Genomic DNA, 13,561 nt, shown 5'->3' with positions numbered 1-13,561 from the left:
CATCAATCTCTTATAGCCAAATGCTGGAATAAAGACCCTATTAAAATCAGTTTAAGGAGGAGAAGAATGATTTACCAAAAGAAAGGTCTTAGTATTCTATTGATGGCGTTTTGCATGGCACTTTTCATAGCGTTAATGCCTTTTACAGCCTATCCGGCAACACCCTCGGATACTGATACACATTGGGCTAAAAATGTTATTTCTAAATGGATTGATCAAGGTTTAGCCAGTGGCTATTCGGATGGTACATTCAAGCCGGATGAACCTGTCTCACGGGCGGAATTTATGGCCCTGGTAAACAATGCCTTTGGTTATCAGGCAAGCACAGCTATAAACTACATAGATGTACCCAAAGGCGCTTGGTATGAAGGGGTTGTGGCAAAAGCTAAAGCGGCGGGATACATTGCCGGCTATCCCGATGGAACCATCAAGCCTGATGCGCCTGTAACCCGCCAGGAAGCGGCAGCCATTATTGCTAGAATTAAGATATTAGAGAATAACCCGGCCGGTAGCTCTGTTTTTGCCGATGCAACCGATATCCCCGATTGGTGCAAAGGCTCCATTGGTGCAGTAGCCAAAGCGGCTTATATGAATGGTTATCCTGACGGTTTCTTTAAACCTCAAAATAGTGTAACTCGTGCAGAAGCTATAACAGCATTGGATAAGACTGCTTCAATTACTGATACCTCAGAAACAAAAGACAACCAGCTGATATTTGATAAAGCCGGCACTTATGGACCTGAAAAAACTATAGAAGATGTCAAAACAGATGTAATTATTAAAGCTGACGGGGTAACAGTACAGAACCAAAAAATCCACGGTGATTTAATAATCGCCGAAGAAGTTGGCCAGGGTACGGTTACCTTAAACAATGTAATTGTGGAAGGGAACACCTACGTAAGAGGCGGTGGCCCGGACAGCATTGTAATTAACGGGGGTCAGTACAAAAACATCATCATTCAAAATGTAGATGGAAAAGTACGCGTTGTGGCCAAAGGGGTTAAAGGCCGGGACGGAAAAGCCGTAGATATAGTTGTTGCAGAAGAAGCTGGAGGAAATGAAGTAATACTTAATGGTGAATTTAATAGCGTACTAGTTGAAGCAAACAATATGGTTGTCAGCACCCAGGGCGATACCAGCATTGCTACCTTGACAGTGGCTAAAAATGTTTCCGGCACCAAGTTGAATATAAACCAGGGTACTGACGTTAAAGATTTGATATTGCATTCAAAAGCAGAAGTAAAAGGCGCAGGTAACATCCAAAATAAAACAGAACCTCCCAGTACGCCTTCCGGTGGCGGGGGAGGCGGAGGTGGTTCTTCAAATAAGCCATCCAATAAGGACCCCAAGCAGCCCGAAACACCTGCACCGGCTAACGGAGCGGAAAAAGTAAAATTACTACCGTTCTTAAACTGGTCCTGCAGCGATCCGGACGGGGATGCATTAACCTATGATATTTATTTCGGAACCGACCAAACTCAGGTGGAAAACCTTAACCAGTCAGTTAAAAAGGAAACAGGACATTATAGCACCACCTACCTGCCCGGCCAGCTGGACAGTTTAACCACCTATTACTGGAGGATAGTAGCCAAGGATGAAAAGGGCGGTCAGGCAGTCGGGCCGTTATGGAGATTCACTACCAAGGAACCGGAAGTAATTACAGACTCCCAGGGATATTTTAAGATAGAGAATGAGGATAAGAGCAAATTAATTGAAGGTTATGTTACACATAATCGTGGAGGCGCGGGAATTTCCGGGGCCACTGTAACCTACCCGGCTGATATTTTCCAAACACCGGGTGATATCCTGGTTTCAATTAATGAATTAGCTGCGGCGAGAATTCAGGATGTATACTGGAAGAGCGTCTCAGGTTCCGTTTATGGGGAGGAAAGTGTTTCCAGCCAGGTATATGGCGGTGGCGGCAGCGTTATTGAGTATGTTTATGGATGGAATAACTTGGATTATATTTATGAAGTCCCGGTCAGAGATCTGTTCAACACCTCCTGGGGAGAGACACCTCCAGACATGCAACTGGAAGGAATCAGTCCCGGTGCTACACTCTCGGGAACTGTTGATTTTGATTTGTCCTTCCAATCTGAAACAGGGATCTATGTTTATTACGTCTATCTGGGCGGAGAACAGCGACACCCCAAGGAAGATTATGATTTAGGAGAGTGGGGTGAGAATTCAGTAAAAGTATCAATTGACACAACCACTTATCCAAACGGGCCAACATATTTAAAAATACTGGCCTACGATAACAATGAAAACTCGGTTCTATATGTTCTGCCGGTAACCGTACAAAATGAAGTTAACCCGGAGCAGCAAGGTCCCCCCGGCCAAATTAAGGAGTTAAATTTAACCTGCGAGACCTATGGTAAGAATTGGGGCTTGTATTCCATGCCGGTGGATCAGACTAAAACGATGGACAATGATAGCTGGAATGAGGACGATGTTACCATCATTAATGAATTAAGTTGGGATTCCGCAACGGGTGCTGACGGTTATAAGGTGTACCGTAGTTTTGACGGGGTGAAGTATAAACAAATTGGTACGGTAAAAACGGTAACAGATGATTGGGTTATGAATAAATATGTTGATACCAGTTACGAACTGGCCATCGGAAAGTTAACGTATTATAAAGTTGTGCCCTATAACAGTCGAGGGGATAACAGCGACGATGCCTTAATTCGTTGTGGTGCTCCTTTGCCAGGTTTTAACATAATACTTGACAGTCCCAGGAACGGGGAAACCGGTGTTGAGCTTTCACCAACTTTCTCATGGTATGTTCAAACAATAGGTGGCAGTTTTGAGGATTACCAGTCAAAATACAAGATTGAAGATTCAGATCAATGGTATGAATTTCAGCTATATGATGCAACAGATTACTTAAAATGGAAAGATAGTTTATTTGAAGAAGTATCTGAAGGTAAAAACAAATTGGAATACGAATTGCCATTTGACCTGTACCTGGAACCTGGCGGCATTTATTCGTGGGACATCATTAATGGCGAATATTATGTAGAACATGAAGATACCGATAACGGATATTCAGAATCAGTTTCTTATGCCGGAGATGGATTGACAGGTTCCATAAACGGGGAAAATATGTTTACCACAACCATTGATAATGAAGTAGGGGACAATATATCTCAAACTGATTTGCTGGACTTTGAAAACAGCCGGTTTGCTGACGGGCATATTCTGGTGAAAACCAATAATACGGCGGGCTTGGCAAAAACCCTTGAGCTTTTAGGCAGTGAGTGCCTAAAAGAGTGGGATGAAACCGGGTGGAGTATGGTAAAAGTACCTCGGGGTCAAGACGTTAAAAGCTTTATCCGCCAACTGCTTAAAGACCCGAATGTTGTTATTGCCCAGCCCGACTACCTGCTTGACAGGCCTGAGCCTGTTAAAGCAGATGACAGCCAAAAACTGTTGACCCAGGCTGTATCTGCCTCCGTCAATACTATTGTGGGACCGGAAGTGGCAATGGATAAGTTGTGGGGTTTGAAGAATATTTATGCAGAAGAAGCCTGGCAGAAAAACACCGGGTCGTCAGATGTAATTCTTGCCATTCTTGACACCGGTGTGCAAACAGACCATCCTGAATTTGCTGATAAGTCCTTTGTTAGCCCCTATGACGCCACAGGGGAAGGTACACCAAATATAGATCTCGGTGGCCATGGTACCCACGTGGCAGGTATTGCCGGAGATAACGGCAGGAGCGGGGAAATTGCCGGGGTGGCATGGGATTGTCCCATTATGCCGATAAGAGTACAGGATAGTTATGGAGTAATGTATACTTCTTATTGGATTGAAGCAGTTTCCTATGTAACTAAATATGTAGAAGAAAACCCTGACAAACGTGTGGTAATTAATATGAGTCTCGGTGGCAGAGGCTACGATTTTGCCTCTAAAGACGCCATTGATAAGGCTTTGGAAAAGGGAGTGGTGGTTGTAACTTCTACGGGTAACCACTCTAAGAGGGTGTCCGCTTATCCCGCAGCATATAACGGAGTTATTGCTGTGGCAGCCTCAACACCCAAGAATACGCGGACAGATTTCTCCACCACCGGACCCTGGATTTCTGTGGCGGCGCCGGGGATTAAGATTTACTCAACATACTATAATTACTTCTACGGCTCCGAATACGCTTATAAGTTCAGTGATGGCACTTCCATGGCCTCCCCCTATGTGGCAGGGGCGGCAGCATTGCTGTTATCGGAATACCCTGAACTGACCCCCGCTCAGGTGAAAAATCAGTTGGAAAAAACCGCTCAGGGCAACGGTTTCACAGAAGAACTGGGATATGGTGTCATTGATATGGAGGCTATGCTGAGAGAAATTCAGCCCGTTGATTACGGCTCTTTAAAAGTAACAACGAATATTAAGCAATCAGAGTCAGTTATTGGCGTTGGTTACGGGGTTCTCAGCTTATTAGACAGAGATGAGAATCTGGTGGGCTATGGCACCACAGGGGAAGACGGAGGCCATACCTTCCATTACCTTAAGCCGGGGGAATACAAAGTGGTGCTTTCCTACTATAATAAATATGAGGAAGAGTACCAACAAGAAGTAGTAGAAGATGTAACCATTCTATCCCGTCAGACGGCAGAACTTGAATTCAATTTGGAAGCGCCGTCCCGGATTGAGATGGAAGAAATGTATACAGAGGATATTGTATTAACACCGGATGAACAACCTTATCGTTATGACTTTACGGTAACAGAACAAGATGAAGGTTACTATGAATTTGAAACGTCTTTCTTTGCGGGAGATGAAGATGAGTATGTTGATACGGAACTATATTTGTGGGACGGAGATGGCAACTTAATAGAGTATAACGATAACTATAGCGACGAATATTCCTTTATCGGGACATATCTTTATGCAGGGGATTACACTGTTGAAATTAAAGAATACTTTGAAGACGACTTATACTGTACATTTGAAATTAGAAAGTTTAAAGCATTTTACGAAGATTGATCCGGCAGGAATAATAACTAATTCTGCTCCTCAAAATAACCTGCTGCTATAAAGGTAAATTTGGGGGCGTAAAGTACAAAAAGCAGGGGTTCCCCTGCTTTTTGTATTTAAAAATGAGAGCAAGTTTATCCGGCACACTCTTGAAGCACCCCGTTTAATAATCTAGTTGAATTTTATTCTTATCAAGCACTCTTATCAAGGATCAAAAGGATTCGAATTGCTTTAGCTATAGATAAAGCAAATGCCGCCGGCAACCATGTCCAACTCTTCATCGGTCATTTCTTCCTGTAAGACGGGAAGAACAAGATAGGCCACTCTGGCTGATTCTTCCATCACCTTAACTTCAACCTTTTTCGAGATATGGGCCCCGAACCGGGTAATTGCATTATGTGGATTGGTCAGAAGTTGATTTTTGAAAATTTCATCTTGCCGGGCTTTCTGAATAATTTTTTCTTTGAGGTCCCGCGGGATCGCCGTCATATCTTCCTGGATCACCTTGGCAAACCTCCTTTCAAGAAAATTTATTTATATAAATATTTTAGCAACGGTTTCTAAATTATTTATAAACGCAAAATAAACTTTTGTTAAATATTTAACCGGGCATATAACAATCTGAGTAAATAAGGCGTATACATGCAGGAAAAACGCCCTTTTAGCAGTATTATTAAAAAAAATGAGAAAGAAGGGAAGAATATGGCTGGAGAAAAAATTCTGGTGGTTGACGATGAAGCCGTAGTAAGAAAATTAGCCAGCCATCATTTGGTCAAAAACGGCTTTCAGGTAATCACGGCCGAGGATGGCTATAAGACTTTTGATTTGATCCGGACACATAGGCCCGACCTGATTATACTGGACATACTTATGCCCAACCTGGACGGGATTGAAGTGTGCCGTGAATTACGCAAGGATAGTGACGTTCCAATAATCTTTCTCACTTCAAAAAATGATTCGTCAGATATTGTGCTGGGTCTCGGGGTAGGTGGAGATGACTACATAATCAAACCATTCAACCCAAACGAAATGATTGCACGGGTAAAGGCGAACTTACGCCGCCATCTCATGCAAAACTCAAACTGCAAACTTTCTGAGAAAAGTCAAATGCTTCATTTTCCCGGACTGGATATAGACTTAAACAACCGAACAGTTAAAGTTGACGGCTCCCCGGTTACACTAACCAATAAAGAGTTTGAACTTCTCGTCCTGCTTGCTCAAAACCCCAACCGGATTTTTAAATATGACCATTTGCTGGAGTTGGTGTGGCAGTTTAATGATAATGCTGATAACAGAACGTTGATGGTTCATATTAACAGGCTGCGCAAAAAAATTGAGCAGCACCCCTCCCAACCCCGGTATATCATTACAGTGAGGGGAATAGGTTATAAGTTACATAACAGTAAAGAAAAGTAGAAACTCTTGCTTTTAGGGCTTCTCTACAAATATTAACATTACCATAGTTCACGCTTAAATTCAGTTGTTCAAAAAGCTTTCACCAATTAACGGTGAAGGCTTTTAATTTTAAGTCCATATTCATGGTGGTTGATGTAGATGTTTTTCCAACGTTTGATATTAAAGTTAAATAAAATTTATCAAAATTTAAGTTGCGTTTAGAACGCGTTTATCAAAACTTTATAAACAAATGCTAAAATTTTTTTGGATTGTCACGACGGTTAATAAGGTGATGGGGTTGTTGACAAAGCTTATACCGGCAATCCCATCCCCTGTACAACCAAAAGGAGGGTCTTAATGACGTACTGGTGCAAGTCCGACGGGGACGTGGCAACATGGGCTGCGGTTCTGGACCATCTGGCCCGGGAACTGCCCCGCCGGCACGTCAACTTTTATTTCCAGAGAAGCCGCGATGACATGGAGAAGGAGCTTCTGGAACTGCGCCGGGCCCTCCCAGGGATGCAAGAAAACGAGATCAAGGCGGCCATTGCCCGGTGGGTGGCCTCGGCGGGAGATGCCCACACCCAGTTATGGTGGCGGCCGGAAAAAGTATATCCCCTGACCCTGTACTCGTTTAAGGAAGGAATTTACGTCACCCATGCCGCTCCCGGTTACAGCCATCTTCTTAATAGCCGGCTGATGGGCATTAACGGCAAAGGCATTGAGGAAATAGAAAAGGCCATCACCGGGGTTATAGCCCATGAGAACCCGTGGTGGCTGAAAAGAAACATTCCCTGGTGTCTGATGCACCCGGAAGTTCTGTATGGGCTTGGCATCGCGCCTGATCCGGACCGGGTTTTAATGACCTTCCGGGATACCGGGAAACAGCCCGTCACCGAACTGGTCCAGGCACTCCCGGTGGGCGAAAACTCCGTCTGGCCAGACAGAACGGGACTGTGGCCCCAGCACCCGCCAGCCCCTGTTCCAGAACCCCTATACCTGAAAAACCGGGGCATGCCGTACTGGTTTGAGCATCTTCCGGATACCGGCACCGTATATTTCCAATACAATGTCTGTTTGAATGACCCCGGCACCCCCCTGGACAGCTTTATCCGGGAACAGCTTGCCTTCCTGCGGGACAGCGATGTGGGGAAACTGATTATTGACTTACGCCACAATAATGGCGGTAATTCCAGGCTGCTGCAACCTTTCATCCAGGAAGTGCGCAGCATGGAACACATCAACCGGCCGGGAGGGCTGTACGTCATTGTAGGACGGGAAACATTTTCTGCGGGAATGTTCAATGCCCTGCAGTTTAGGGAAACTACCATGGCTATTTTTGTAGGGGAGCCGACGGGTGGAAAACCGAACGGCTACGGCGAAGTGATGTTTTTTCAACTGGCCGGCACAAACCTTTATGTCAGCTATTCCACCAGATATTTCCGGTGCAGCCGGGAGGACAGCCCCTCTTTTGTTCCCGACCGGGTTGTGGAACTGACCTTTACCGACTATATGGAAAAGAAAGACCCCGTGCTGGAACATATTTTTCATGAAAAAAGCCCATATCTTTGGCGGTTTATGTTATAAGCCCGACCTGCAAATGTTATATAAAATTTAGCAAAATTTAAATTAAGTTTAGGCCGTGTTTAACAAAAATTTATGAACGATTGCTACAATTTTTATAGCATTATATAAGGAGTATAGATTATGTTTACTATTCAACCGCTTGTGCCGGCAATGATACCTCAATATGAAGTATTCAGCGACACACAGATGCGCGAGATTCTACGCCGGGATTGTTTAAATGAGAGAACTGTGATTGGAGCCGCTTCACATTTTTTAGGGCCGGCCGGTCTTGTCCTGGCCCGGATATACGATAACGGACAAGGTGGTTTAATGGGGGACGTGAAAAGTTTATTTGTTGGCGGCAGCTATAGAAATAACGGTCTTGGTACTGAATTGCTTTTATATGTGGAAAGGAAGCTTAAGGAAAAAGGCTGCTCAAATATTTTTCTTCGTTTCCCCGCCGGTAAAAAATATACACCTGCAGTAGAAAAGATCCTGCAAAAGTGCGGCTGGAGTGAACCGGTAAAGCGGAGGGTGTATAGCAAATATAATATTTTCGACTTTAAGAACGGGTGGATAGATCGTGTTTCCCTGGGTGACTGCTGTACCGTAATCCCCTGGCTGGAGCTTTCCGGGGAGAAACTGGAAGAAGTAAAAAATGGCCTTAACAAATGGTATCCGGATTGGGCATCTCCTTTTCAGTCACATCTTAAAAATCCCCACCCGGCCACAAGCCTGTGGTTGTCCCGCCGGGGAGAGATAGTCGGTTTTGTGATTACAAATCGTATTGCAGAAGATACCTTATTTTACGAAAGGCTCTATGTACGGGAAGACATGCAAAAAACCGGCCTTGGTGTCCGGCTGCTGGCAGAAGCAATAAAAAATCAGATCAAGGAAGATATACCATACGCTGAAATGGACCTGGCCTACTACCCCGAATTTATAACCAACCAGCACTTAATCAGATTTTTTGAAAAACATTGCAGTCCGGGCAGACCGGCCGCCATAGATTCCGTAGTTTTTATGCAATCCATAAAGGAAATTTAATTATATAATCATCCAATCCAATTTAAGGAGGCAAAAGATGAAACCTTCCAGGTACAACTTTATCTGGCCTGCCGAACACTCTGAAAACATGATCATTTATAACAGCATGACCGGCGGGCTGGTGGAAACTGAAAAGACCTGCATCGATTTGTTGAGTGCCGCCCGGATTGACTATAACTCGCTCTCACCCCAAGGGAAACAGTTTATTGACCGTATGAAACAAGGGGGTTTTGTGATTGATGATGTTGTTGACGAGCTGTTAATCTTAAAAAAAATGTATTACAGCAGCAAATACAACCGCAGCAAGTTACCCATAACCATTGTTCCGACCATGCGGTGCAATTTCGATTGCATCTACTGTTTCCAGCATCCCGGCGAGGGAGAAGAACCCCAGTACGATAAGGGGATGTCTGAAACTGTGCAGCAGGCTTTGCTTGAGTTTATAACCGATAGAGCAAATAAATTAGACTCTTTACATATTTTTTGGTATGGTGGCGAGCCACTGCTGGAAAAAGATTTAATCTTTACATTATCAAATAAAATGATTGATATCGCCGCTCAAAATAAAATAGCCTACTTTGCAAAGATGGTTACCAACGGCTACTTGATTGCCCATGATCCAAAAATAATACAAAAGCTGAAAGACAGCAAAATCACTTCCCTGCAAATTACCCTGGACGGCCCACCGGAGCTACATAACCGGCGCAGAAGGCTCAAGGGAAGTCATAAACCTACCTTCGACCGCATCCTGCAGGGTATAAAACTACTGGCGGAAGAAGGATTTGATGTGACACTCAGGATTAATACAGATAAATCAAATATGCATGATACTGAAAAGCTACTGGATATTCTTTATAACAACAATCTTAAAAGTGTCCATATCTATCAGGGCTTTGTTTATGCGGATACACCCGGGTGCCATAATTATGAATGCAATACTTTGACCTTGGAACAGGCGAGAGACCTGAAAATAGAATTTCATAAATCTTTACTGCAAAAACAGTTTAATATAGATAAAAAGCGTTATTATCCCTCACTAACTTTTGCCTGTGGGGCCTGCAGCCCGGATGCATATATCATTTCCCCGGATGGAGATCTGTATAAGTGCTGGAAAGAAACCGGCCGAAAGGAAGCCAGTGTAGGCAATATCACTAATTTTAAAGCCCGCAGCAACAGCCAGCGGATGCACGAAATTCGCTGGCTGTTATGGGAACCCTTTACTAATGACCACTGCCCGGAATGCAAAAGGCTGCCCATTTGCATGGGAGGCTGCGGCTACCCGGAAATAGTCAACGGTCAACCAAAAAAATGCAATCCTTTAGATGATCATATTGAACAATATATAAAAACACTATATTTTCATGAAAAGAGCCAGTTGTAATGTAAAAGAAAGGAGGTGATGAGGCTATGGAAACAAACAGCAATAATTTGACACGGAGGGAAATTGAAGAACAAATCATTAATAAAGCCGGAGCAGACGAAGAGTTTAAAAAGGAATTAATGTCTGATCCCCACAAGGCCATCGCTCAATTCGGGGTTGAAATCCCAAAAGAAATTGATATTAAAGTAGTTGAAGAAACACCAAAACTGGCCTACCTTGTATTGCCGATGAACCAGGAAGTATTAGCAGACGGAGCACTGGATATGGTTGCAGGTGGGTGCAGTTGTACCATGGGCCAAATTGCTATTGAGCCGCCCTTACGGTGATAAGTATTATTCCCCGGAAGTTTTCTTCCGGGGTGTTTTCTGCACCTGACAGCGCATTTTTTTGGTCAGACCGCAAAATTGTCAATGCAATATCTACTCGGACTCCAAATCGAGCGCATGGGCGAGTACTTATCCCTATTGCTCATGTATGAAAAATGTTAAAATATTGATTATTTAACAATTAACACCAATAGACTCCGGGAGAGAAAACACTATGCAGGTAACCAATATCGGGCTGGATAAATTAAATTTGCTGGATATTCCGTTGTTTTCGGGCCTCGACCGGATGCACCTGACCAAACTTGTACCCGCCCTGGAAGAGATTAATTATACAGATGGACAAGTTATCTTTCAACAGGGGGAGTTTGGCGACTCCCTGTACATCGTTGTCCGCGGGACCGCCGTAGTGTTTATCAATGAAGGGGATAAGATAAGAGAGCTTGCCCGGCTTGGTGAGAGAGAATGTTTCGGCGAAATGTCGCTGCTGACCGGCGATCCCCGGTCGGCCGGGGTGCGGGCAGCCGGCGATTTAACTGTTTTAAAGCTATCCAAAGAACGTTTTGATGAATTACTCCTGGAACACAATTCCCTGGCCGTTCAGTTTGCCGGTATCCTGGCCAGACGGCTGGCTATAGTACAGAGCAAGCCGTCTGGCGGCAAGGAGCCGGCGGACAAGCCGTCAGAAGAAATTGCTGCCGCGCCGGGCGCCGGAATAGCCGCAGGTCCCCAGGCCAAGGAAAAACCCCCACTTCCCGTTCCCTCCAAAGTTATCGTGATCAGCAAAAAATTACGGTTGTCTTTTTTAGGCGCCCTGGCTTTGGTGCTGCTATTGATTTACCTGAGGACCACCGGTTTGTACGCCCAACACGGCCAGGGCGACATTGTCATCGGGGTGGCCGGATCTTTTACCGGCCATGACGGGTCTGCGTTCAAAAACGCCGTCGAAATGGCTGTGGATGAGATTAATGCCGGCGGCGGAATCCTGGGCGCCAATGTGCTGGCTGTCTTTGAAGATGATCAGGCAAATATTACCAGGGGGATGGCTGTTGCCCAATCCTTTGTGGAATTTGGGAACGTGGTGGCGGTAATTGGACACCAGCAGCCTTACATATCGGCGCCGGCATCTGTAGTTTATGAAAGAGCGGGGATTATCATGCTGGCCCCCACCGGCTTTGTTCCGCCGGCTGTCCGGCAAGGATACAAATATGTTTTCCGGAACATGCCCGGCGGGGAAGAATTCGGCGGACTGGCGGCGAAATACATGGCCCGGCAGGGTTTAAAGCGTTCGGTGATTTATTATGGCGACAACGAGTACGGGCGTGCTTTGGCCAATGCCTTTGAAAACCGTGTTGGTGAGCAGGGGGTTGATATAGTTGACCGGCTGTCCGACTGCTTCGGCCCGGAACAAACCGACAGCGCACTGGCCCGGTGGAAAATCATGGGTATTGATTCCATATTCCTGGCGGAACCACTGCCGGAAGGAGCGGAATTCATCGCGCAACTTCGCAGGGCGGGGATTGCCGCCCCTGTTTTTGCCTGCAGTTTTTTGGATTCGACCGACCTTATTAAAATAGGGGGACGGGCGGTGGAAGGAACCACTGTCTTTTCAGTATTCAATCCTCTTGGCCGGCGCCCGGAGGTGAGAAAGTTTGTGGAGAGCTATAAAAAAAGGTTTGGCGTTGATCCCGACCTGCTTGCCGCCCAGGGTTACGATTCGGTAAAATTGCTGGCCGATGCCATCCGAATGGCCGGATCCACCGATGCCGACAAGGTTGCCGGCAAACTGCGGGAATTGAAAAAGTGGCCCGGAGCGACCGGTTGCCTCAGCTTTGCGCCAAATGGTGATGTTTTGGGCAAGGATATTGTGATCAAGCAGGTAAAAGACGGAAATTTTACCTGCCTGCAGCATTGACTTTTAGTTTTAGGGGCTGAATTAAATGATACCCAAGTTATTTCGCCAAGCAGCACTGGAAAGATTATCCTCTCCTGAACAATTGGATTTGTTTACCACATTTGTTACGCCCAGGGGCTGGATTGCTTTGCTGGGACTGGGATTTTTAATTACGACAGCTTTGTTCTGGGGGGTATTCGGCAGTATACCCATTAAAGTCCAGGGGCAGGGCATTCTGGTCGGCCAGGGCGGGGTTGCCGACATCGCCTGCGGTGTCGAGGGGCAGGTCACCGACATCAAGGTGTCCGCCGGCGACATGATCGGTAAAGGAGAGGTAGTGGCCAGGATGTTCAACCCGGAATGGATGAAAAATGCCGGCGCGGCAATGTCTGAAGATAATACGGACCGGCTGCGGGAAGAAATTGAGTCTAATTCCAGGGTGGTCAGCCCCTATGCGGGCCGTGTGCTGGAAGTTAAAACGCAAAAAGGGGAGTGGGTCCAATCCGGCGCCCCGTTAATGAGCGTTGAGATAAAGGGTCGGGATGTGAAAGAACTGGAGGCAGTCCTTTATATTCCCCTGGAAGAAGGAAAAAGATTATTCCCCGGCATGGATGTACAGGTTTCCCCCTCCGTGGCCAGAAGGGAAGAGTACGGCTATATGCTGGGCAGGGTGACATCGGTTTCGGAATTTCCGGTTGCTGCTGAAGGAATGGTAAAATTGCTGGGCAGCAGGGAACTGGCGGAAAAGTTTTCAGGCCGGGGAACACCGGTGGAGGTGCGTGTGGATTTGATCCCCGACACCGGCACGGTCAGTGGGTATAAGTGGTCTTCCCGGGGAGGCCCGTCGGTAAAGATTGACAGCGGCACCCTTTGCCAGGGGGAGATTATCTTAAAAAAGGTCAGACCGGTTGAATTGGTCATTCCCATAGGTGCGGCAAATTAACCTGACCGGTGACAGGCATATTCAGGGAGTGAATT

At 45.7% G+C, this 13,561-nt stretch carries 9 protein-coding genes; 8 read left to right on the top strand and 1 reads right to left on the bottom strand.

What is annotated here, in order from left to right; genetic code table 11:
- Window positions 1–66: 66 nt before the first annotated feature.
- On the top strand, window positions 67–4,986 hold the full coding sequence (locus BM056_RS19410; RefSeq protein WP_092473552.1) for a S8 family serine peptidase: 4,920 nt from the start codon (window positions 67–69) through the stop codon (window positions 4,984–4,986).
- Between the two features lie 222 nt (window positions 4,987–5,208).
- Here BM056_RS19410 and BM056_RS19405 read toward each other — a convergent pair whose 3' ends face one another.
- Window positions 5,209–5,481, bottom strand: coding sequence for an NHLP leader peptide family RiPP precursor (locus tag BM056_RS19405; RefSeq protein WP_092473550.1), 273 nt, complete (start codon window positions 5,479–5,481; stop codon window positions 5,209–5,211).
- Between the two features lie 198 nt (window positions 5,482–5,679).
- On the opposite strand from BM056_RS19405, the gene BM056_RS19400 reads away from it, so the two are divergent.
- The 7 genes from BM056_RS19400 to BM056_RS19370 all read left to right on the top strand — a co-directional run bounded on the left by BM056_RS19400 (window position 5,680) and on the right by BM056_RS19370 (window position 13,526).
- Entirely contained in the window at window positions 5,680–6,393 is a 714-nt protein-coding gene (locus BM056_RS19400) for a response regulator (protein WP_092473678.1), read from the top strand.
- 336 nt (window positions 6,394–6,729) lie between these two features.
- The gene (locus BM056_RS19395; protein ID WP_092473548.1) at window positions 6,730–7,959 is read left to right on the top strand and encodes a S41 family peptidase; all 1,230 of its coding nucleotides are present in this window, start codon (window positions 6,730–6,732) and stop codon (window positions 7,957–7,959) included.
- Window positions 7,960–8,079: 120 nt separating this feature from the next.
- Window positions 8,080–8,985: a GNAT family N-acetyltransferase gene (locus BM056_RS19390; RefSeq protein WP_092473546.1), complete on the top strand. Its 906-nt coding sequence runs from the start codon at window positions 8,080–8,082 to the stop codon at window positions 8,983–8,985.
- A gap of 37 nt (window positions 8,986–9,022) precedes the next feature.
- The gene (locus tag BM056_RS19385; protein ID WP_092473544.1) at window positions 9,023–10,366 is read left to right on the top strand and encodes a radical SAM/SPASM domain-containing protein; all 1,344 of its coding nucleotides are present in this window, start codon (window positions 9,023–9,025) and stop codon (window positions 10,364–10,366) included.
- 26 nt (window positions 10,367–10,392) lie between these two features.
- Entirely contained in the window at window positions 10,393–10,692 is a 300-nt protein-coding gene (locus BM056_RS19380; RefSeq protein ID WP_092473542.1) for an NHLP leader peptide family RiPP precursor, read from the top strand.
- 214 nt (window positions 10,693–10,906) lie between these two features.
- Entirely contained in the window at window positions 10,907–12,604 is a 1,698-nt protein-coding gene (locus BM056_RS19375; protein WP_092473540.1) for an ABC transporter substrate-binding protein, read from the top strand.
- Between the two features lie 25 nt (window positions 12,605–12,629).
- Window positions 12,630–13,526, top strand: coding sequence for an NHLP bacteriocin system secretion protein (locus BM056_RS19370; protein ID WP_092473538.1), 897 nt, complete (start codon window positions 12,630–12,632; stop codon window positions 13,524–13,526).
- Window positions 13,527–13,561: the final 35 nt, after the last annotated feature.

Origin of the sequence: Desulfotruncus arcticus DSM 17038 (genome assembly GCF_900113335.1) — a bacterium.
Lineage (GTDB): Bacteria > Bacillota > Desulfotomaculia > Desulfotomaculales > Desulfallaceae > Desulfotruncus > Desulfotruncus arcticus.
This window is presented reverse-complemented; position numbering and strand designations above follow the sequence as displayed.

What these genes read in the sequence shown, in the direction of transcription:
- BM056_RS19410 (WP_092473552.1), top strand. Translation starts at nt 67, where the DNA reads ATGATTTACCAAAAGAAAGGTCTTAGTATTCTATTGATGGCGTTTTGC.
- BM056_RS19400 (WP_092473678.1), top strand. Translation starts at nt 5,680, where the DNA reads ATGGCTGGAGAAAAAATTCTGGTGGTTGACGATGAAGCCGTAGTAAGA.
- BM056_RS19395 (WP_092473548.1), top strand. Translation starts at nt 6,730, where the DNA reads ATGACGTACTGGTGCAAGTCCGACGGGGACGTGGCAACATGGGCTGCG.
- BM056_RS19390 (WP_092473546.1), top strand. Translation starts at nt 8,080, where the DNA reads ATGTTTACTATTCAACCGCTTGTGCCGGCAATGATACCTCAATATGAA.
- BM056_RS19385 (WP_092473544.1), top strand. Translation starts at nt 9,023, where the DNA reads ATGAAACCTTCCAGGTACAACTTTATCTGGCCTGCCGAACACTCTGAA.
- BM056_RS19380 (WP_092473542.1), top strand. Translation starts at nt 10,393, where the DNA reads ATGGAAACAAACAGCAATAATTTGACACGGAGGGAAATTGAAGAACAA.
- BM056_RS19375 (WP_092473540.1), top strand. Translation starts at nt 10,907, where the DNA reads ATGCAGGTAACCAATATCGGGCTGGATAAATTAAATTTGCTGGATATT.
- BM056_RS19370 (WP_092473538.1), top strand. Translation starts at nt 12,630, where the DNA reads ATGATACCCAAGTTATTTCGCCAAGCAGCACTGGAAAGATTATCCTCT.